The following is a 20,760-nucleotide window of genomic DNA, read 5'->3' on the forward strand; positions in this document are numbered from 1 at the left end:
CTATGCTGCTTTTACTACAATGTCCTGGCGCTGCTATTTTTTTAACACCTGGTTCAGTTGCTCACCCAATACCTGGTACCCCTTCTCATTCGGATGCAGACCATCCCCTGTGAATAATGCATCATTCAGCGCATTACCATTCATGAAGTTTTTCGAAAGGTCAAAAAAACTATAGCCATTGGCCACTGCCATCGTCTTTATTTTCGGATTGATAGTCAATACACGTTGCAGCATATCTCTGCGGGGAAGGATACCACCCACAAAAATAGCAGCTTGCGGTGTTCTGTACCTGATTTGCTGCAGGAGGAAACTAAGACCTTTCACAATGTCCTCATCCGTATTCAGTCCCAGGTTATTAGTACCTATCATGACAAGGATCTTATTTCCTTTAAAATGATCCAGCTCACCGTGATATACCCGCCAAAGCACATTTTCCACCCTGTCCCAGCCGAAGCCGGCATTCTGCACCTGCAAAGGCGCCATATATTGCTGCCAGGCAGCTTCTCCGCGGCCCGCTACTTTCTCTCCTTTGGGCTCTCCACCCCAAAAGTTAATAATGGAATTACCGAAGATGATGGCCTGCGGATTGTTCTTCACAATATTGGCAATGATATCTTCATGCCGCTTCCTCCAGTCAAAGCCATCGCGGTACTGCTCCACTGGATATTGTGTAGACAGGTTGCCCACAGGCTCATGCAATATTTCACGTATTTTCTTCTCATAGGCCACTGCATATTGCATCATGCCATAATCATTGGGATGAGTGCCATCAGTAGTGCTGTTAATGTCGAAGTTGATATCCTTTTCTGTTAACATGTACAAGTCTTTAACACCACTTTTCTTCAGCTCATTGAATATCTCAGTAATAGTATTACTGGCTTCATGATATGCATTGATAACTGCTGTATCCATGCCTAAAGGCATGTTGCCGGCTGCATGTTCTGCCAGCAAAATGGGCACATCAGGATGTTGAGCGCGCAGCTTATTTATTCCATATATCAGGCGCTGCCGGATGGTATCTGCAGGATATGCCTTCTTACTTACAAGATTGGGCATGCAATCCAGTATATAGAATTTCGCATCAACATCTGCCATCAGGTCAAAGACAGGTGCGTCGAAACGTCCATTCCCGCTAAAGCCCAGGTTGATCACCTTCCGGCTCAGCTTTCTCTCCAATATATTCGTCCATGCCATCCCTGCTCTTGATGCCACTGCCCCCTGCATGATAGACGTGCCATACGCTACAATCGGTTTATCCTTGTGCGCGGCTGTGTACTCAAATTTTTGTTCTCCTGGCACACCGATGGAAATCCACTGTAAACTGGCATACAAGGGCAGGTACAAATAAAAATCAGCCTGTGCGCCTGCTGCAATGCTGAGGTTGCGATATTCGTATACGCAGGTATCGCCAAAGGAATATTTTGCAGGAGGCGCCCAGTTCCAGCCACCATGCATATCTTTTCCGTATAAGTCTACCCCGCTTACGCCGGTGGCGGGCATGTGAGGCAAGGCGTAGTTCTTCCCTGTTACGATGTACTTCACAATGAAGCTGCGGGCCGTAGTTTTGAAGTGAAGATATTCCCCTGCACTGTTTACCGACTGCCTCCACACACCGGCACTTACTTTCCCTTCCAGCCTGGCAGGCAGGCGATAAAAAATATGAGTGGTATCCTGTTCACAAACACCGATGGTCCACCTGGCTTCATGCCAGTTATAAGGGTCCTGCGCATAGGTATTAACTTTAACACAGATCAGGGTCAGGAAGAAGAGTAAGCTTTTAAACATGATATATAAATTAGTGGCTTCAAGAGTATGTGGTATAATACTTTTATATCCCTTTTGAACAAAATAATTCAAAAAAACCAACTCTCATATATCATTGCTTAAAACACGTGGTGTATCGATAGATAAATTCATTGCATAATGAACCCCGCGCAAAAATGCGCGGGGTTTTCCAATTAAAGCAAAGGTCAGAGGATGCTTGTATGCAAACCACCTTTAAAATCATACACACAGCTCCCCTGGAAAAGTTATTTAAGGTTTTAAATTATCAGCGATCGACTGTGCATGTTCCAGGTGCATTTTCACCTTGGGCAGATATTTATTGGCATAATCCTGCAAAGCCTTTTGTTCGCTGATAGCCGCCATCTCCAATAATGCGATCGTTGCCTGGTGATCTTTTATCTGCCCGTTGATATATGCGGTGTCAAACGTATAGCCCGACATCATCATCAGTTGCTGTTTCTTTGCTGCATGCAGTGAGTCGGGGGTTTGCGGAATATCCACAGAAAACATGTTGGCTATTCCCTGCAGGTCTTTCTGCGCGATAGTATGATCGGCGATCATCATCTGACCAAATTGTTTCACGGAGTCAGTTGCAGAGATAGAATCAGCCACCTTCCCCATTTCAATCTCGGCAATATTGCCATAAGACGCCTGCTCCATAATAGTCCAGTCTTTAGGTGACAAAGGCGGAGTTGGATTATCATCGTCAGAACATGCATAAAATGCTGCCAAAGCTGCTATCAGGCAAGCAGCACATAAGAGGTTTCGCGTTTTCATAAAAGTTTTTACAGCGAGTTAAAACAAATTCTGTGCTGCATATGTCTGCAGAACAGGCATGTAGCGCTTAGCTAATAACAGGCAAATTGCAGCGGAAAAATTGTAGCGATTTAGAATCAGCAGTGACGAAATTAGGCGCTGAAAGGTGAGGCAATTTATGGGTCCGGTTTTACCACATGAGAGAACTCAATGAGGAATTTCAACTTAATATTTCTTTTTATTAAAATATATAATATATTTGTTTTGGAATGAAAATCAATCGTCTGCACCCTGTGGCACAGCAATTATGTAGTACCCTGGCCGTGGGAGGACCGTTCAGGAATAGTTATAAACTTTAAAACAGTGCGGGCAGATCCGGAGACGTTGACAAACCAGGCAAATCGTTTACTCAGTTGCAATGTTGATAAGGCCTCGTGTTCGTAGTGAATACGGGGCTTTTTATTGACAAAAGACTATATTCATGTAATATTCCCAACAATACCTACGCTTTATGGCTGTATTTACCTTTATACTTCTGATCGTCATTCTTATAATGGTGTTTATTACGAAGAACGACCTCACAAGTAAAATAGAAGAGATGAACCACAAGCTGGATCTTCTCATGAGACAGCGGGAAAGAGTTGCCCCAACAACAAAAGAAGAAAAAACGATACCGGCTGATTACGACAGGCAACCAGCATTGCGGCCAGAGCCGCCTCCGGTAGTAATACCGGCAGCTCCGGCCCCTCCTGTTATTGAGGTGATCACACCTCCGCAACCTGAAACGGTGGTACCGGCGCCTGCCACCGAACTGCCAAGGCCAGCAAGAGAGGCGGCATTTACGGTTCCGCTGTCAGCTCCTGCAGCAACACAGGAACCTGCAAGGCCAAAGGAACCAGCCCCTACTTTCTGGGAAAAGAACCCGGACCTGGAGAAATTCATCGGAGAAAACCTGTTCAACAAGATCGGTATCGCTATTCTGGTTATTGGTATAGGTTTCTTCCTGAAGTATGCGATAGATAAGAACTGGATCAACGAGATCGGCAGGACCTTCATTGGCATTGTTTGCGGTGGTATCCTGATAGGGGTGGCACACCGCCTGCGCAAGACCTTCACCGCTTTCAGCTCTGTACTCGTAGGCGGTGGCGTGGCTGTCCTGTATTTCAGTATCACCATCGCTTTTCAGCAGTATCACCTGATTGGCCAGACGCTGGCCTTTGTTATGATGGTGCTGATCACTGCCTTCACAGTGGTATTGTCACTCAGTTACGACCGGAAAGAACTGGCCGTTCTTGCCATACTCGGCGGCTTCTCCTCTCCCCTGCTGATCAGCACGGGCGCAGGTAACGCTGCAGTACTGTTCACCTATATCCTGATCCTGAATGTGGGTATGCTGATACTGGCATATTACAAGAAATGGAATATCGTTAATATCATCAGCTATATAGCTACCGTACTACTTTTCGGCAGCTGGCTGTCTTTCAGTATTCAACACGAGGCCACCAAACCCGTTCCTTATGTAACAACGCTGGTATTTGCAACGCTGTTCTACGTGGTATTCTTCCTGATGAATGTGATCAATAATCTCCGGCAGCGGGTACGTTTTAAAGCTGGTGAAATACTGATCTTACTCAGCAATACTTTCCTTTATTACGCAGCGGGCATGATCATATTGTCGCATATACACGGCGGGATCTTCCAGGGATTGTTCACCGCCTGCATGGCAGTATTCAACTTTGCCTTCTCGTATGCACTATATCGCAACCAGCATGCAGACAGGAACCTGGTCTACCTGCTGATCGGTCTTACCCTGAGCTTCCTGAGCCTTGCGGCGCCCGTACAGTTGAAAGGCAATCACATTACCCTCTTCTGGGCGGCAGAATCTGTATTGTTGCTATGGTTATACCAGCGCTCAGGAATAAAGCTGATGCAATATGCTTCCGGCATTGTATTCTTTATGATGAGCATCAGCCTGATAATAGACTGGGAACAGACGTATGACGAACTCCGTTATGCCGGCGGTAAGCATATGTGGCCATTGCTCAACCAGGGATTCATTACGGGCATTGTATGCATCGCTGCTTTGTTCATCATCAGAAGATTGCTCAAAAAGGACCTGGACAAACAATACTTTATAGAGATACCGGCACCAATGCTCAGGCAGGCGCTGGGTGTGTTTTCCCTTGCTGTTATTTATATAGTCGGTATAGTGGAGCTCGACTATCAATCACGCATCTACTGGCCTGCGGTGACGACCATCAACACAGGCATTTACAATTATCTTTTCGTCTGCACGCTGCTCTATCTCAGCAGAAAAGAACACCTTATATTCAGAATACTGTCTGTAGGACTTTCTGCTGTATTTATACTGGTGTTCATTGTACTCTACAATGACGAGTTCATCGATGTTCGGTCGGCGTACCTGGAAGAGCACAAACCACTAGGCCATTTCCTGCTTAATTATGTGCTGATCGCTTCACTGCTGGCAATGCTCTACCAGGCATACCTGACCGTGAAAGCGATCCGTCATAAAAAGTATATCCATATTTTCCAGTGGGTAGCTACGTTTTCCCTGGTGTATGTGTTAAGCGCTTCACTGGACCACATAGTGGCACTGAGTACCTGGCAGCCGAATATCCATACAAGCGATATCACCAACAACAGCCAGCGTACGGGATATACCATTCTTTGGGGAGCTTTTGCCTTTATGCTGATCTATCTTGGCTTCAGGTGGCAGTCAAAACAGGTGCGTATTATCTCCATCAGCTTATTTGCGTTGACATTGCTGAAACTGTTTTTATTCGATCTGCACGACCTGTCCGAAGGTGGCAAGATCGCTGCATTTATTTCGCTTGGCATTATACTGCTGATCATTTCCTTTATGTATCAGCGCCTGAAAAAAATATTACTGACAGATGAAAACCAGACGACCAGTTAAGTTCATTCAATTATTTGCCTTCCTGTTCATTGTAACAGGTATATTGCCTGCCAACGCACAAGAATTTACCTGGCAGGCAGGGTTGCCTGCAGTCAGCGAAACAGGGTTTTATAATATCAGCCTGCATCCGGCATTCATCGCCAAATGTTACGATACGGCATTGACAGATGTACGGCTCTTTGACGGGGAAACGACAGTTTCCTATATGCTGCGGCGCGATACGCCCTATGTGGCACTGCCCTCTCCCGTAATAACCGTCAGGAACAATACTGCAGCCAGAAGAACGGTTATTCAATTGCAATTCAAAGAGGAATTCCTTATTGAGCAGCTGCGATTAACAGTGGCTACTCCCGCGTACTTCAAACGGTATTTTTATGTCACAAAAGATACCAGCGAACGGCCTTCTTCCGGGGAATTTGCGCTTGTTTCCGGCCAATCCTCAATATTTAAGTTGCATACATCACTGAAAACAAAGCAGTGCTTTATCATTATCAGCAATGAGGATAATCCCCCGCTACAGTTGAAGGATATCAACGCCTGGCAACAGCATATTTACCTTACTGCCTGGCTGGAAAAAGGGAAAGACTACCTGTTGAAAACAGGTGTACCTGAGCTGCCGGCGCCGGTTTATGACCTGCCCTATTTCGCCAGCAAGCTGCCGGCCCGGATACCTGTACTTGAAGCGGGCAATATCGCAGCTGTTCCGGCCGTTATAAAGAATGTGCCTTCAACGCCAGCTGAAAGGAATACTACCGTTTTCACGAGTAAAAAGTGGATCTGGACGGGGATCGTCAGCATTATTGTGCTCATCACCCTGTTAAGCATCCGTTTACTCCGGGATATGCGGGAGCGGAAATAACAGAATATATTCAGGATATCTTATTATCTTGTAACAATTTATATTTTTCCTTAATCTATAAAATAGACTACCTTTATCCACATGAAGACTGCTGCTGTTAAAAATTATTCCAATCTGGTATTTGATCTGGGCGCTGTGCTGATAGACTGGAATCCCCGTTATCTATACAATAAGGTCTTTGCAACAGCCGCAGAAACTGAGTTTTTTCTTGGCAATATCTGCACCTCCGCCTGGAATGAAGAACAGGATGCCGGCAGAAGCCTGCAGGAAGCTACCGAAATGCTCGTAGACCAGTTCCCGAAGTTCGAAGCAGAAATACGGGCCTATTATGGCCGTTGGAAAGAAATGCTGGGCGGGCCTATCCAGGAAACTGTGGATATTTTACAGGAGCTGAAAGAAAGTAATCAATATAAGCTTTACGCATTAACCAACTGGTCTAACGAAACATTCCCACTGGCACTATTTAACTATCCATTCCTGCAATGGTTTGATGGTATTGTGGTATCGGGCAGGGAAAAGATCCGTAAGCCGGACCCGGCATTTTACAACCTGTTGCTCGACCGCTACCAACTGGATGCCTCATCCACCCTTTTTATTGACGATAACGAACGCAATATCCGCGGCGCCGCCACCTGCGGCATAGCTGGTATCCATTTTACCTCCGCAGGGCAATTAAAGGCTATTTTAGAGGAAAAATCGATCTTACCGGTCTCTATACATCATTCCTGATTTGCTAAGGTAATACCGTCCCATGCTGAAGGTATTTATTTGTTCAGTCCATTCGCCGGGATTGATGCAGGCCCTTGTGTCTGTTCCCTGGATATAAGTCATGTACCTTCAATAACCGCTGATGATTGCCGGGTATTTGTGAAACTCAAATAGATGCCCTGCGGCTGAGATTTATGCGATCAATAAAACTTCCCTGCCTGCAAATGTGTCGCTAACAACAGCAGATAACAGCTTCAGCAATGTCTGAAACAAACAGGGATTGCATGCTTCTGCCTGCTATGCACCTACCCACCTTTACTTTTAAGAATACCTTAACATTTCACAGATAAACTTCATGTAACATCCCCGGTTCAAATACGTTAAAAGATTGTGCTGCTCTGCAATCCGGCTGTTGGCACATTTCCTGTTATACTGTTACATAACAGTCTGTCTCAATTTCCTCCCTCTACCTGCCTGAAATAGCAACAAAATAAAAACCCGTGAATATGAAAAGAGTAATGTTATTAATGAGCGCAGCATTGGGCATGGCACTGTCATTCAGCAGTTGTGGGAAAGATCCGCTGAAAGATATGACAGATGAAGAATCAAGGATCTACGTAACCAACCGTGCAGATGGTGTTGATTTTAGTACCTACAAAACCTTTAGTATCGTCGACTCCGTAGCAGTCGCCAGTAATTCCAATAACAGTGAGCGTGCGTTGACGGACTACGACAAAAAACTGATTGCGGATGTTACACAATCATTAGAGGCAAGGGGATACACAAAAGTGAGCAGGGCCGCCAAACCCGATCTGGCGGTGAACCTTACCCGTATTGACAACACTTACAGCGCCGTTTATTATGATCCCGGTTACTGGAGCGGTATAGGCGGTTACTTCGATCCCTTCTACTGGGGCTATCCAGGCTATGGCTATTACTGGCCAACTTATTACCAGGTGTACCAGAAAGAACGTGCAGTATCTGTGGACATTGTTGACCTGAAAAACCCGAAGAACAATGAATTGGTAGCTGTATGGAATGCTATGCTGCGGGGCAGCGGTGTATGGAACATCAGCAATGTGGATAGTATGATATCTGCTGTTTTTGCACAGTCTACTTACCTGAAGGCAAACAACAATTAATGATTCACTTTAAAAGAGACAGAGATGAAAAGTATGAAGCTTTGGATACTGACGATGATCGCTTTCCTGGGAGTACAAACTGCTTTTTCACAGGTACGCTCCCCATTATCCATTAACGTAGATTATTCTATCGGGCAACCGCTTGGTTCCCTGAAGGACTATACCGATAAAACAAGTTTCCGCGGCTGGCGGGCCGGCCTGCAATACCAGATAAACGACCAGCTGGCCGTTGGTCTTCGAAGCGGTTACCAGCAGTTCTATCAGCGACTGCCACGCGCTGTATATCCTACCAAAAGCGGGGATATTTCAGCGGTACAATCCCGCTCACTGGAAGTAACGCCGATACTGGCTACTGTGCAGTATCAGCTAACCAAACCTGATAAGGCCATCATCCCATACGTGGGCCTGGGTGTGGGTACGGTAAATATGTTGTACAACAAATACTGGGGAGAGTTTACTGACAGGGACAACAGCTGGCAATTTGCCGCTTCTCCGGAAGTGGGGATCAATATTCCTTTTGGCAAGGGTTCTCCTGTGTTATTTAATGCCAGTGTACAATATACTTATTCACCATACAAGCTGCAGGAAATTACAAACTATAATGTACTACAGGCCAATGTAGGTCTGAGGGTACATCTGAGATAAGCAGGCATATTCTATAAAAAACCACTTTTCCGATGAAGGTCCTGCATCACTGCAGGGCCTTCTTTTTATCTGATCAGCATCTTTTCAAAGCCGGGTGAAAAACGTTCCTGTATTTTACCGTTTTCGTCCTTGTAAATGAAATATGCTTCCAGGCCGTATTCCGGGTGTTGCCTGATAAATGACACCCCCTTTTCCACGCCCATTAAGATCAATGCGTTGTCATATCCATCTGCCGTGATCGCATCGCGGGCCACTACCGTCACACTCACGATGTTGCTATGCAATGCCTCGCCGGTAGCCGGATCTATGCTATGTGCAAAACGGGTGCCTCCCTGGTCGAAGAAACGACGGTAATTACCGCTGGTGGTAACAGCCCTGTTATCCAGCGTCAGCAGTTCCTGTACGGGATAAGCATTATCGTCTGCTGCGGGGCGTTCAATACCTACCGTCCATATTTTACCATGCTGGTTATGCCCTTTGCTGCACAATTCACCACCTACATCTACGAGATAATTTTTAATCCCTTGTTGTTCCAACAGGCGGGCCATTACATCTGAAGTATATCCCTGTGCTATACCGTTGCAATCAATCTCCACACCTTTTTTCTTCTTCCTGAGTTGCTGCCCCCTCACCTGCAAATACCTGTATCCCACGTGTTCCAGGATATGCTGCAAGGTATCGGCTGCAGGTATCTTTTGTACGGCAGGTTTGTGCACACCAAATCCCCAGGCGTCTACCAGCGGTTTTACCGTAATATCAAACGCGCCTACCGTTGCCTTGCTGATCTGTAATGACCTTGTCACAACGACCTGCATGTGCTGATCCATACGAACAGTATTCCCTTCGTTGAAACGGTTGATAAGAGAGCCTGGCTTATACAGGGACAGGGACCGGTCTATATCCGCAAAAACGGAATCTATTGCGTGCTGCAGGGAAGTCGTATCGTCAGAAAGATATTTGATGATGTAATAGGTACCTTGTGCCTCTCCCTCCACTGTTACCAGTTGTTGGGCAAAAGCGGGGGCACTGATGCAGAGAAAAAGCAACAAAATAAGCAGTTGTTTTACAGTGGCCGTTTTATCCGTTATAGTGTACATGAACCTTGCGCTAAGATTTTATTCCCCGAAAGATAGACAAATGCATCAATGAAATGCATCCAGTCCGGTGATATCCTGGCCGGTGATCAGCAGGTGAATTTCATGGGTGCCTTCGTAGGTGATCACACTTTCCAGGTTCATCATATGGCGCATGATGGGAAATTCGCCGGTGATACCCATTCCCCCGAGTATCCGGCGGGCTTCCCTGGCAATATTGGTAGCAATTTCACAGGCATTACGCTTGGCCATAGAGATCTGGGCGGGCGTGGCCTTCCCTTCGTTCTTCAGCACACCCAGGCGCCAGTTCATCAGCTGGGCTTTGGTGATCTCTGTGATCATTTCCGCCAGTTTTTTCTGGGTAAGCTGGAAACCGGCAATAGGTTTATCAAACTGGATACGCTCTTTAGCATATCGCAGGGCGGTGTCATAACAATCCATCGCGGCGCCTGTTACTCCCCAGGCTATCCCGTAACGGGCAGAAGAAAGGCAGCTAAGCGGCCCTTTGAGCCCTTTTACGTTCGGGAGGATGTTCTCTTTGGGCACTCTTACGTTGTCAAATACCAGCTCTCCGGTAGCGCTGGCCCTGAGGCTCCATTTTCCCTTTGTTTCGGGGGTAGAGAATCCTTCCATCCCTCTTTCCACGATAATGCCCCTTATGGCGCCTTCATCATCTTTTGCCCATACAACTGCGATCTGTGCAAAGGGAGCATTGGAGATCCACATTTTAGCACCGTTGAGAATAACATGGTCGCCGGCATCCTTGAAATGGGTGATCATACCGGAAGGATTGGAGCCGAAGTCCGGCTCAGTCAGTCCGAAGCACCCCATCCATTCTCCCGTAGCCAGTTTAGGCAGGTATTTACGCTTCTGCTCTTCACTGCCGAAGGTATAGATCGGGTACATTACCAGGGAGCCCTGTACGGAGGCGGTAGACCTTATCCCGCTATCCCCTCTTTCCAGCTCCTGCATCATCAGTCCGTAGGCAATATGGTCCATACCTCCGCCACCATATTCCTGTGGAATAGTAGGGCCAAAGCAGCCTAATTCGCCCAGGCCTTTAATAATCTGTGCAGGAAAGGTAGCCTGCTGGCAGGCATCTTCGATAACAGGCGATACTTCTTTTTTCACCCATTGCCGTACGGCGTCACGCACCATAAGATGTTCTTCGGTCAACAAATCGTCTACGTGGAAATAATCGGGGGATTGAAACAGGTCTTTAAGCATGTGGAACACGTTTTATAAGTCTTTCTCAATTTAAGACTTCATCCACAAAAAAAGTCCATAGTCTGAAGAACATTCCGAAAAGGAATTTTTCTACTGACTATGGACTGCGTTATGATCGCCAACAGCCGCTTAGCTATTGGCCAAAGTCTGTTTTGCTTCCAGGCATTCTGCCATTTCCTGCTGCAGCTGCAGGGCGGCAGCGCGGGCGTCACTGGCAAAGTCTTCACCGTTGCCGGCGTAAATGATTGAACGGCTGGCATTTACCAGCAGACCGCAGTCTTTGTTCATCGCCTGGGCAGAAATATCCTGCAGGTTGCCTCCCTGGGCGCCAACACCTGGTACCAGGAAGAAATGATCCGGCACCAGCTGACGGATATAGCCTAACTGGGAGGTCTGGGTAGCGCCTACCACAAACATCAGGTTATCAGGCGTTCCCCAGCTCATACCGGCTTTCATTACCTTCTCGTAGAGGTATTCATCGCCGGACTGCTGTAACTGGAAGTCCTGGCTGCCTTCATTGGAAGTGAGGCCCAGCATGATGGTCCATTTTTCATTGAAGGACAGGAAAGGCAGCACGCTGTCGCGCCCCATATATGGCGCCACGGTCACTGCATCGAAATTGTATGTTTCAAAGAATGTTTTGGCATATTGCGTGGACGTATTGCCTATGTCACCACGCTTGGCGTCAGCAATGGTAAACAGTCCGGAAGGGATGTACTCTACCGTGCGTTGCAGGCTTTCCCAGCCGCGGATGCCCATGCATTCGTAAAAAGCAGTATTGATCTTGTAGGATACACAAAGATCCTTTGTTGCATCAATAATCGCTTTGTTAAAAGCAAATACCGGGTCGGGATGAGAAAGTAAATGGCGGGGAATCTTATGAAGATCTGTGTCTAATCCCACACAGAGATAAGATTGCCTCTCCTTTATCAGATTCACCAGTTCCTGTCTGTTCATAAATGATTGATTTGGGGCGCAAAGTTAAGCAAAACTTAAGCAATGCCGTTTGAAATGAAAATATTAGTAAATTCTGGAATACTGTTTCCGGTCTTATATAAATATAACAAAAGAATCTGAAAAGTGCCCGACCCGTTTGACAGATACCGCTCATCCCGCGCCCATTTGGATTTTTAAAATAATGTTCCTAACTTTTGACCACCGCGTTCATGAAAAAAATAATATGAAAAACTATTCCGGATTGATATTTTTAGCCCTCTTCCTTTGTGTATTGCAATCGAATGCACAAGTGAAGGTCCCCCAGGTCGGAGTTGCTACTTCCCGCACGAATGATAGCCTGTTACATGCTGCCGGCTATGATTACATTGAAGAAAATGTACAGAAACTGTTATCGCCGGCCATACCGGAAGATACATTCCGCGTCCATCTTGCACAATTAAAGAAAATGCAGTGCAGGGTACAGGCATGCAATGTCTTTTTTCCAGGGGAAATAAGGCTCACCGGCAATAACGTCAATGAGCAGCAGGTACTCACCTATGTAGATGGTGTAATGGCCAGGGCCAAACAGGCTGGCATCGGGTTAATCGTATTAGGCAGCGGTGGCTCCCGCAGACTGCCGGACAACTACAATAAAGACACCGCTACCCTGCAGTTCATTGGCCTATGCCGCAAAATAGCCGTTGTGGCAGGAAAATATGACTGTGTCATTGCCATTGAAAACCTGAACAGCACAGAGACCAACTTTGTGAACACACTGGAGGAAGCCAATCATATTGTAACGGCCGTGCACCATCCGAATTTTAAACTGACGGCAGATATCTATCATATGCTGAAAGAACATGAGTCGCCCGATATGATCAAAAAAGCGGCGAAGAACCTGGTGCATTGCCATATTGCGGAAAGGGAGAAAAGAACGGCTCCCGGTTCCACCGGCAACGATGTAACGCCTTATATAGCTGCACTCGCAAGTATTCACTATACAGGCAGGATCTCCCTGGAATGCCGCTGGGAGAATATGTCGCAGCAGGTAAAGCCAACGCTGGACTATATGCATGACCAGATAAAAACCGCCTATAAACTGTAAACAACTTAAATCTATATAGAAATGAAATCACGTCGTGAATTCCTGAAAAATTCCCTGCTCACCGGCGCAGGTGTAACGCTCAGTGCAATGGGGCTGCCCGCCAGCAGTTATGCGCGCATCATGGGCGCCAATGACAGGGTCAATGTAGGACTCGTAGGATTTTCTGATCGTGCGAGACAGGCCTTACTTCCCTGCTTTTTTAACAATAACAAGGAGCTGAACTTCGATCTTATTGCAGTATCAGATATCTGGAATCGCAGACGTGAGGAAGGAAAGGCATTCCTGCAGGGTAAAGCCGGGCATGACATAAAAGCCTGCGTCAATAATGATGAATTATACAAAATAAAGGATCTGGATGCAGTGATCATCGCGACTGCCGATTTCCAGCATGCCTTTCATACTATAGAGGCGGTGGGCAACAGAATGGATGTGTACTGCGAAAAGCCATTCGCAGAAACCATGGACGATGCCCGTAAAGCGTTAAAAGCAGTAAAAGCGTCCGGAAAAATATTCCAGGTGGGTACACAGCGCCGCAGTGGCGACAGCTACCATGCTGCCAACAATTTCATCAAGGAGGGTAAATTCGGGCCTATCACTATGGTAGAGATGACCTGGAACGTGAACCAACCGGGACGCTGGCGCAGACCTGCACTGGTAAATGAGATCCGTGAATCGGACACCGACTGGCAACGCTTCCTGGCCAGCCGCCCCAAAGACAACTGGGACCCGCGTAAATACCTGGAATACCGCCTGTTCTGGCCCTATTCCTCCGGTATCTTTGGTCAGTGGATGACGCACCAGATCGACACGGTACACTGGTTCAGCGGTCTGAAACACCCACGCACTGCGGTAGCCAATGGTGGTATTTATATGTGGAAAGACGGCCGTACCAATGCGGATACTATTACAGCGGTATTTGAATACGGTCCTGAAAATGATCCTACCAGCGGTTTCCAGGTAGCTTACAGCTCCAGGTTTTCCAATTCAGCCGGCGGTACCAAGGAAATGTACTATTCCAATGGCGGTACGATCGATATCGACAAAAACAAGATCTCACCTACCGGCGGGCTCACTGAAAGAGAAGCCCAGGAAATGGGACTTCATGCCAATCTGCTGCCCGAAATGACACTCGCTTCCAATGAGACCAGGACGGCAACCGGCGCCAACACTGGCGGCGATCCGCTCACCAATGCCCACATGCGCAACTGGATGCAGAGCGTACGTGACCGCAAGCCGGCCAATGCGCCTATAGAAGCGGCCTATTCACACTCCATCGCCCTTATTATGGCGAATGCTGCCTATCGTACCGGCCAGAAAGCCACTTTCGACGAGACTACCCAGGAAGTGATGGTGGGAGGCAAACCTTTCATATTGTGATCGTTCTTTTGCTATAATGAAAGAAGCCCTGCGCCATGGCGCAGGGCTTTTCCTTTTGAATATGTTGCTGCTTATACAAAGACCTCTACGATCTTTGTTGGCGGTACATTAGCGTTTCTCATCGCAATGTTGCGGGCTACCATGCTGGCGAAGCCCATGAATGCCAGCTGGGTGGCATTGTCTCCACCTACCATCGCCGGGATACCGTCATCACCGCCTTCGCGGATGCTCTGTACCAGCGGTATCTGACCCAGGAATGGTATTTCCAGCTGTTCTGCCAGACGTTTACCACCTTCTTTGCCAAAAATGTAGTACTTGTTGTTCGGCAACTCTGCAGGTGTGAAATAAGACATGTTTTCCACCAGTCCGAGGATCGGTACATTGATCTGTGAACCACCAAACATGGCAATACCCTTCTTGGCATCTGCCAGTGCTACATCCTGTGGTGTAGTTACCATTACCACGCCTGTTACCGGTACTGTCTGCACCAGGGTCAGGTGGATATCGCCTGTGCCCGGAGGTGTGTCAATTACCAGGTAATCCAGTTCTCCCCAGTTCACGTCTGTGAGGAACTGCTTCAGGGCGCTGCTGGCCATAGGGCCACGCCATACAACTGCCTGCTTCTCATCTATCAGCGACCCGATGGACATCAGTTTGATACCGTGTTTCTCCAGGGGGACTATCATGCCTTTACCTTCCACTGTTTCCATCATAGGACGTTCACCGCGTACACCAAACATAATGGGCACGGACGGACCGTAAATATCTGCATCCATCAGTCCTACCTTGGCGCCGCCTTCAGACAGTGCCAGGGCCAGGTTAGCAGCTACGGTGGATTTACCAACGCCTCCCTTACCGGAAGCTACAACGATGATATTTTTCACGTTTGGTAATACACCTCTGCCGTCTTTCCTGTTGGAGTTTACGTTGGCTGTCATATTCACCTGAACTTCCGCATCCTTACTAACAAGGTGATGTATTGCATTCACACAGGCATTCCTGATCAGATCTTTCAGCGGGCAGGCCGGGGTCGTGAGGACAACTGTAAATTTCACCTTATTACCATCAATCTCAATGTCTTTTACCATGTTCAGCGTTACCAGGTCCTTCCCCAGATCAGGCTCTTCCACATTGCTCAAAGCCTTCAATATCTGCTCCGTTGTGATCATAAATAGTTGTTAATTTTAATTCCAGAATGCAAAGTTAACCCAATTGCGACTTAATTTGTCAGCGCTGTCATAGTTTTTGTCGATCTCTTTTCCATTCATCATCTATAATGACTGGAATACAATCCTATGGCGACTGTTTTAAAACAAATAATTTATCTTAGAGGCGGCATGAACAAAAAGAGTACCTACATACTGCTATTTTTCCTGTTTTTTCCTTTCCTGCTGAAAGCCCAACTCTCGCAGTTCAAAGACAGCATTATCCAGATTTCCGGTATTACCATGACGGCAGACAGTTTAAGAGCTGTGCCGGCAGTAAGTATCCTGGTGAGGGGCCAGCACCGCGGGACTATTTCCAACAGTCAGGGTGTATTCTCTATTGTTGCATTTAAAGGCGATACCCTTACTTTCAGTGCTGTAGGTTTCAAGCGAAAAGATTTTAAGATCCCGATGACCCTTCCGGGAAACAATTACTCTATGATACAACTACTGGTAGACGATACGACCTATCTGCCGGTTACGATCATTAAACCTTACCCAACCAAAGAAGAATTTGAGAAAGCATTCGTCAGTTCGGACATCCCGGACGATGAATATGAGCTGGCGCGCAAGAATACAGAAGAGGCCCGTATGCGCGCACTTTCACGTTATATACCTCCGGATGCCCGCGAAGCCACCAATATGTACATGAACAAACAGGCGCAGTCGCTGTATTATGCTGGCCAGCAGGCTCCACAGAATATTCTTAATCCCCTTGCCTGGGCCCAGTTCATTCAGGCCTGGAAGCGGGGCGACTTTAAGAGTAAGAATAACAATAACTACAGTTATGGTTATTGATCTGGCATAGCTCCATCTCTTAAAAATCAATACACCATGCAACAAATTGCTGTCATCGGCGCCGGTACCATGGGAAATGGTATTGCGCATGTATTTGCACAGAACGGTTTTAAAGTCAACCTCATTGATGTATCAGGGCCTGCACTGGAACGTGCCCTGCAGACCATCGAAAAGAATCTCGACAGGCAACTGGCTAAAGGGTCTATCACAGAAGACCTTAAACACCAGACCTTACAAAACATTAGCACCTTCACCGATTTGCCTGCAGGCGTAAAAACTGCTGAACTGGTAGTGGAAGCGGCCACCGAAAATGTTGATCTGAAACTGAAGATCTTCCGGGAACTGGATATGCATACGTCTCCAGAAGCCATACTGGCTACCAATACCTCTTCTATTTCCATCACCCGGATCGCAGCCATCACACAAAGGGCGGGCAAAGTCATCGGCATGCACTTTATGAACCCTGTACCGGTGATGAAACTGGTAGAGATCATAAATGGTTATGCTACTGAGCAGACTGTTACCGCAGCTATCGTGACACTGTCTGAGCAGCTTGGTAAAGTACCCTGTGTAGTGAACGATTATCCCGGCTTTATTGCCAACCGCATCCTGATGCCGATGATCAATGAGGCTATCTATTCATTATATGAAGGTGTGGCTGGCGTAACAGAGATAGACACTGTAATGAAACTTGGTATGGCGCATCCGATGGGGCCATTGCAGCTGGCAGATTTCATCGGCCTGGATGTATGCCTTTCCATCATGCGCGTACTGCATGACGGTTTCGGCAATCCGAAATATGCCCCTTGCCCCCTGCTGGTGAATATGGTCACCGCAGGTTACCTGGGCGTTAAAAGCGGCGAAGGATTTTACAGGTATGAGAAGGGAAGCAAAGACCTGTCAGTCAGCGAAAGATTTGCGAAAGCAGTTAATATTTAAACACCAGGGGTCAGGAATCACTCACAACAATTCCTGACTCCTGATCATATCTTTTTTATCTCCAGCCCCCTGATATCATTCAGCTTTAACAATGTTAACTCCTGCACAGCTTTGGGAATGCCTATTTCCATTTCACAAAACAACTGCAGTTCCTGCATATATATCGTACAATTCTGCTGTTTCAGCACAGTCATGATCTCATTCATGATAGTATAGTCAAAGCTCAGGCGATATTTTGCCTCTACATTTTTCTGTACCACCGGAATAAGCTGTAACACCATGGCGGTAGACATTTTATAGGCGTTGATCAGTCCCGGTGCACCCAGCAGCGTGCCCCCGAAATAACGCACTACCACCACCAGCACGTCCGTCAGTTGTTTACTGTCTATCTGTCCCAGAATGGGCTTACCGGCAGTGCCGGAAGGCTCCCCATCATCATTAGCCCTGAACTGCAATCCGTCTGTACCCAGGCGGTATGCAAAACAATGATGCGTAGCTTTGGGATGCTCTTTCTTCACTTCCTGCAGACAATCTTTTACCTGATCTACCGTTTTTACAGGCCAGGCATATGCCAGGAATTTGCTGCCCCTGTCTTTGAATTCTGCGGTTGCTGTTTTCTCTATAGTAAAATAAACTTCCATGCTGTTATTGTTTGCCGGTGGTATCGGCCTCCGGCTCATAAATGATCAGCAGCATATTATTCTGCTTCAGATCGGTTTTTATTGTCACATATTTTCTCAATGCACCAGCTACTATCCTCATAACAGCGGTATTCGGGGGAATACTGCCAAGGTTATCCGCCAACATGATCAGCTTGTTCTCACCTTCCTGCAGGTTTACCTTCAGCTGCTGCCGCTGCCTTTTCACCGGGAAACCTGTCACTACTTCCAGTCCGTTCATCCGTATGGAAATACTATCACCATCTTCTGCTGCATCATCCCATAACTCCAGTGTTACATCGGCTTGCTGTACATGGATCTTTTCCAACACGCTCGTCTGCCGTTCTGTAATACGCTTGTCATTGACAGGTTTAAGCAAAGTGGCCCTGACACTGTCCTTTACAGGATGACCGGCGCCAGGACCGGCAATACGCTTCATATCTGTTCCGGCAACGGGTGGCTGTCGGCTATCTGCCACCGTTTTCATCTTTCCGTACGTGCTGTCCTTCACAGGCCATTTATTATTCTTTTCTGCCGGTGTATTTGCTATCCCTGTTTTCACAGTATCCCTGAGGGCTTTGCGCGGCAACCGGTTCAGCTGCGCCACAAGAAAGGTAGCATACAAATTTGATCTGTCCCTGAAGTCAAACATGTATGCACCCGTGGTCGTCTTTACTTTAAAGGCGCCGGTATTCGGTGGCAGGCGACCATAGTTATCGGCAAACATTGTTACAATATTGATACCGCTATCCAGCGGCAATTGTAAGGTCCTTCCCGTTTCACTGATAAATGACCTATCCAGCAATTGCTTACCATTCAGCAAAAGGGTGACGGTATCCCTGTCAATTGCATCCTCATCTCTGATGGACAAGGGTACAATGGAATCGTACACATCCACTTTATCATAGATCCCAAAGTAGATGGAGTCCGCTTCGGGATGTAAGATCCGGTGTATATCCCTGTGTTGCCAGGGGGTATTGTTCTGCTTTTTCAGTACAATGTCTTTACGTGAAAGCAATTCCCGCAGCAGGTCTTTCATATAGGCATACATTTCATCGTCTGCATATAGTCCCTGCATGAATAGCTCATATGAATTGATCCACATGCGTTGCAGTCCTAACTCCGGTGTGCCTTTCGCCTGGTAGTTCAATGTACCGTTCAGATAAAGCATCCAGGCGCCCAGGTGAAATGGTGTCTCCTCTACCGGATATTTTGCCCGGCCAATGCCCAACTGGTAATCATTCTTTTTTGCCAGTAATACTTCATAAGTACCTGAAAAAGGAGAATAGATCACTTTCAGTTGCGCCGGGTATAGCATATCCCTTTCAGGCTTGCCTATCTGTAATTGCAGCTTAATACCACTTGTGGTAGGCCATGGTTTGTACTCCATTGTCCAGGTACCTACCCATTTGTCCGTCTGAGCATATGAAGTCAGTATACAACAACGGCAAATTATCAATATGCATACAAAACGCGGCAGGAAATTCATTATACCCTTCCCTCCTTTCTGTTACGATAATACAATATCCTGTCGCCATCCAGCAAGGTCTCTCCGGTTAATAAGCTGGGTGGCAATACCGGCGACTGCACGCCATCCGGCAATGAATGACTGCCAATGATAACACGGGCTTCATCCCAAAGCCCCGCTTCGATAAATGCATTCAATACATAAGGCCCGCCTTCCACCAATACGCTTAATATGCGTCTTTCATGCAAGAGCCGCATTAACTGCGGAAGAAGCGGCTGTTCAAAATCGGCGGTAACCGTTTCCGTTACCCCTTCCTGAGTAGCTGCTTCAGCTGTGATAAAGAGTGTGGGGGCAGCCCCACTCCATAAATGGTAGTGACGGGGCGTTTTCAGCGTACGGTCTATCACTATCCTGACAGGGTCTTTACCTGTCCAGTAACGGTTATTCAATCGGGGATTGTCTGCCACGGCCGTATTGGTACCTACCAGTATGCCCATTTCTTCACTGCGCCAACGATGAACAAGCCTGTCGGTCAGGGAGTTTGAAATACGCAGTGGCGATCCGTCTGCAGCAGCCATATACCCTGCTGCGCTTTGTGCCCACTTCAGTATAATATAAGGGCGCTGCTGCTCATGAAAAGTAAAAAACCGCTCATTCAGCTGCCGGCAGGCGGCCTCCAGTACATGCGTCCTCACCGTGATACCGGCATCCTCCAGTATAGCGATGCCCCGGCCTGACACCTGGGAGAAGGTATCCACACATCCTATCACCACGGTTCCTATCTTCCGGGCAACGATCAGTTCTGCACAGGGGGGCGTTTTGCCATAATGTGCGCAGGGTTCCAGGCTGACGTACATGGTAGCATGAGGGATCAGCGCCTGATCTTCCGGCCTGACGGATCTGACACAGTTCACCTCCGCATGCGCATGACCATACAACTGGTGATAACCCTCGCCAATAATACGGCCCTCATGCACCAACACAGCGCCTACCATAGGATTGGGCGCTACATTCCCTGCCCCCAGCTTCGCCAGTTGCAGGCACCGTCGCATATAAAATTCATCCAGGGAGCTGTCCATGATAGCGTCTGATATTATACTTTTGTGTGCAAAAATATCG

The 20,760-nt window shown here is 47.2% G+C and carries 18 protein-coding genes; 9 read left to right on the forward strand and 9 right to left on the reverse strand.

Annotated elements, in window-relative coordinates:
- Positions 1–33 precede the first annotated feature (33 nt).
- A complete protein-coding gene (locus MYF79_RS28215) occupies positions 34–1,785 on the reverse strand; it encodes an SGNH/GDSL hydrolase family protein (RefSeq protein WP_247811212.1) in 1,752 nt (583 codons plus the stop codon).
- A gap of 249 nt (positions 1,786–2,034) precedes the next feature.
- A complete protein-coding gene (locus MYF79_RS28220) occupies positions 2,035–2,562 on the reverse strand; it encodes a DUF4142 domain-containing protein (protein ID WP_247811213.1) in 528 nt (175 codons plus the stop codon).
- Between the two features lie 490 nt (positions 2,563–3,052).
- On the opposite strand from MYF79_RS28220, the gene MYF79_RS28225 reads away from it, so the two are divergent.
- From MYF79_RS28225 to MYF79_RS28245, 5 genes are all read left to right on the forward strand, one after another.
- Positions 3,053–5,479, forward strand: coding sequence for a DUF2339 domain-containing protein (locus tag MYF79_RS28225; RefSeq protein ID WP_247811214.1), 2,427 nt, complete (start codon positions 3,053–3,055; stop codon positions 5,477–5,479).
- Entirely contained in the window at positions 5,457–6,338 is an 882-nt protein-coding gene (locus MYF79_RS28230; protein WP_247811215.1) for a hypothetical protein, read from the forward strand. The genes MYF79_RS28225 and MYF79_RS28230 overlap by 23 nt, the downstream gene beginning before the upstream one ends.
- 81 nt (positions 6,339–6,419) lie before the next feature.
- Positions 6,420–7,067 carry an HAD family hydrolase gene (locus tag MYF79_RS28235; RefSeq protein WP_247811216.1) on the forward strand — a complete coding sequence of 216 codons (648 nt, stop codon included), beginning with the start codon at positions 6,420–6,422 and terminating at the stop codon, positions 7,065–7,067.
- Between the two features lie 485 nt (positions 7,068–7,552).
- Positions 7,553–8,188 (forward strand): DUF4136 domain-containing protein, encoded by a 636-nt coding sequence (locus MYF79_RS28240; protein WP_247811217.1) that lies wholly within the window; start codon positions 7,553–7,555, stop codon positions 8,186–8,188.
- A gap of 24 nt (positions 8,189–8,212) precedes the next feature.
- Complete coding sequence (locus tag MYF79_RS28245) at positions 8,213–8,833, forward strand: outer membrane beta-barrel protein (RefSeq protein ID WP_247811218.1); 621 nt, start codon at positions 8,213–8,215, stop codon at positions 8,831–8,833.
- A 65-nt stretch (positions 8,834–8,898) separates the two neighbouring features.
- On the opposite strand, the gene MYF79_RS28250 is transcribed toward MYF79_RS28245, so the two are convergent.
- The 3 genes from MYF79_RS28250 to pyrF form a co-directional block, all read right to left on the reverse strand.
- On the reverse strand, positions 8,899–9,930 hold the full coding sequence (locus MYF79_RS28250) for an FAD:protein FMN transferase (protein WP_247811219.1): 1,032 nt from the start codon (positions 9,928–9,930) through the stop codon (positions 8,899–8,901).
- A gap of 45 nt (positions 9,931–9,975) precedes the next feature.
- Complete coding sequence (locus MYF79_RS28255; RefSeq protein ID WP_247811220.1) at positions 9,976–11,154, reverse strand: acyl-CoA dehydrogenase family protein; 1,179 nt, start codon at positions 11,152–11,154, stop codon at positions 9,976–9,978.
- 129 nt (positions 11,155–11,283) lie between these two features.
- Positions 11,284–12,111 carry an orotidine-5'-phosphate decarboxylase gene (gene pyrF / locus MYF79_RS28260; protein WP_247811221.1) on the reverse strand — a complete coding sequence of 276 codons (828 nt, stop codon included), beginning with the start codon at positions 12,109–12,111 and terminating at the stop codon, positions 11,284–11,286.
- 223 nt (positions 12,112–12,334) lie between these two features.
- Between pyrF and MYF79_RS28265 the strand changes: the two genes are divergently transcribed.
- Positions 12,335–13,195: a sugar phosphate isomerase/epimerase family protein gene (locus tag MYF79_RS28265; RefSeq protein ID WP_247811222.1), complete on the forward strand. Its 861-nt coding sequence runs from the start codon at positions 12,335–12,337 to the stop codon at positions 13,193–13,195.
- Positions 13,196–13,216: 21 nt separating this feature from the next.
- Positions 13,217–14,572, forward strand: a complete 1,356-nt coding sequence (locus MYF79_RS28270; RefSeq protein ID WP_247811223.1) for a Gfo/Idh/MocA family protein — start codon at positions 13,217–13,219, stop codon at positions 14,570–14,572.
- Positions 14,573–14,643: 71 nt separating this feature from the next.
- Here MYF79_RS28270 and MYF79_RS28275 read toward each other — a convergent pair whose 3' ends face one another.
- Positions 14,644–15,741, reverse strand: a complete 1,098-nt coding sequence (locus MYF79_RS28275) for an Mrp/NBP35 family ATP-binding protein (protein ID WP_247811224.1) — start codon at positions 15,739–15,741, stop codon at positions 14,644–14,646.
- A 168-nt stretch (positions 15,742–15,909) separates the two neighbouring features.
- Between MYF79_RS28275 and MYF79_RS28280 the strand changes: the two genes are divergently transcribed.
- Positions 15,910–16,575 (forward strand): carboxypeptidase-like regulatory domain-containing protein, encoded by a 666-nt coding sequence (locus tag MYF79_RS28280; protein WP_247811225.1) that lies wholly within the window; start codon positions 15,910–15,912, stop codon positions 16,573–16,575.
- A 36-nt stretch (positions 16,576–16,611) separates the two neighbouring features.
- A complete protein-coding gene (locus tag MYF79_RS28285) occupies positions 16,612–17,514 on the forward strand; it encodes a 3-hydroxybutyryl-CoA dehydrogenase (RefSeq protein ID WP_247811226.1) in 903 nt (300 codons plus the stop codon).
- Positions 17,515–17,558: 44 nt separating this feature from the next.
- Here MYF79_RS28285 and MYF79_RS28290 read toward each other — a convergent pair whose 3' ends face one another.
- The 3 genes from MYF79_RS28290 to ribD all read right to left on the reverse strand — a co-directional run bounded on the left by MYF79_RS28290 (position 17,559) and on the right by ribD (position 20,720).
- On the reverse strand, positions 17,559–18,155 hold the full coding sequence (locus tag MYF79_RS28290; RefSeq protein WP_199652771.1) for an IMPACT family protein: 597 nt from the start codon (positions 18,153–18,155) through the stop codon (positions 17,559–17,561).
- A gap of 4 nt (positions 18,156–18,159) precedes the next feature.
- Positions 18,160–19,563: a hypothetical protein gene (locus tag MYF79_RS28295; RefSeq protein ID WP_247811227.1), complete on the reverse strand. Its 1,404-nt coding sequence runs from the start codon at positions 19,561–19,563 to the stop codon at positions 18,160–18,162.
- Positions 19,564–19,661: 98 nt separating this feature from the next.
- A complete protein-coding gene (ribD, locus tag MYF79_RS28300; RefSeq protein ID WP_247811228.1) occupies positions 19,662–20,720 on the reverse strand; it encodes a bifunctional diaminohydroxyphosphoribosylaminopyrimidine deaminase/5-amino-6-(5-phosphoribosylamino)uracil reductase RibD in 1,059 nt (352 codons plus the stop codon).
- Positions 20,721–20,760 lie beyond the last annotated feature (40 nt).

The sequence above is a fragment of the Chitinophaga filiformis genome (assembly GCF_023100805.1).
Lineage (GTDB): Bacteria > Bacteroidota > Bacteroidia > Chitinophagales > Chitinophagaceae > Chitinophaga > Chitinophaga filiformis_B.

What these genes read in the sequence shown, in the direction of transcription:
- MYF79_RS28215 (WP_247811212.1), bottom strand. Translation starts at nt 1,785, where the DNA reads ATGTTTAAAAGCTTACTCTTCTTCCTGACCCTGATCTGTGTTAAAGTT.
- MYF79_RS28220 (WP_247811213.1), bottom strand. Translation starts at nt 2,562, where the DNA reads ATGAAAACGCGAAACCTCTTATGTGCTGCTTGCCTGATAGCAGCTTTG.
- MYF79_RS28225 (WP_247811214.1), top strand. Translation starts at nt 3,053, where the DNA reads ATGGCTGTATTTACCTTTATACTTCTGATCGTCATTCTTATAATGGTG.
- MYF79_RS28230 (WP_247811215.1), top strand. Translation starts at nt 5,457, where the DNA reads ATGAAAACCAGACGACCAGTTAAGTTCATTCAATTATTTGCCTTCCTG.
- MYF79_RS28235 (WP_247811216.1), top strand. Translation starts at nt 6,420, where the DNA reads ATGAAGACTGCTGCTGTTAAAAATTATTCCAATCTGGTATTTGATCTG.
- MYF79_RS28240 (WP_247811217.1), top strand. Translation starts at nt 7,553, where the DNA reads ATGAAAAGAGTAATGTTATTAATGAGCGCAGCATTGGGCATGGCACTG.
- MYF79_RS28245 (WP_247811218.1), top strand. Translation starts at nt 8,213, where the DNA reads ATGAAAAGTATGAAGCTTTGGATACTGACGATGATCGCTTTCCTGGGA.
- MYF79_RS28250 (WP_247811219.1), bottom strand. Translation starts at nt 9,930, where the DNA reads ATGTACACTATAACGGATAAAACGGCCACTGTAAAACAACTGCTTATT.
- MYF79_RS28255 (WP_247811220.1), bottom strand. Translation starts at nt 11,154, where the DNA reads ATGCTTAAAGACCTGTTTCAATCCCCCGATTATTTCCACGTAGACGAT.
- pyrF (WP_247811221.1), bottom strand. Translation starts at nt 12,111, where the DNA reads ATGAACAGACAGGAACTGGTGAATCTGATAAAGGAGAGGCAATCTTAT.
- MYF79_RS28265 (WP_247811222.1), top strand. Translation starts at nt 12,335, where the DNA reads ATGAAAAACTATTCCGGATTGATATTTTTAGCCCTCTTCCTTTGTGTA.
- MYF79_RS28270 (WP_247811223.1), top strand. Translation starts at nt 13,217, where the DNA reads ATGAAATCACGTCGTGAATTCCTGAAAAATTCCCTGCTCACCGGCGCA.
- MYF79_RS28275 (WP_247811224.1), bottom strand. Translation starts at nt 15,741, where the DNA reads ATGATCACAACGGAGCAGATATTGAAGGCTTTGAGCAATGTGGAAGAG.
- MYF79_RS28280 (WP_247811225.1), top strand. Translation starts at nt 15,910, where the DNA reads ATGAACAAAAAGAGTACCTACATACTGCTATTTTTCCTGTTTTTTCCT.
- MYF79_RS28285 (WP_247811226.1), top strand. Translation starts at nt 16,612, where the DNA reads ATGCAACAAATTGCTGTCATCGGCGCCGGTACCATGGGAAATGGTATT.
- MYF79_RS28290 (WP_199652771.1), bottom strand. Translation starts at nt 18,155, where the DNA reads ATGGAAGTTTATTTTACTATAGAGAAAACAGCAACCGCAGAATTCAAA.
- MYF79_RS28295 (WP_247811227.1), bottom strand. Translation starts at nt 19,563, where the DNA reads ATGGAGTACAAACCATGGCCTACCACAAGTGGTATTAAGCTGCAATTA.
- ribD (WP_247811228.1), bottom strand. Translation starts at nt 20,720, where the DNA reads ATGGACAGCTCCCTGGATGAATTTTATATGCGACGGTGCCTGCAACTG.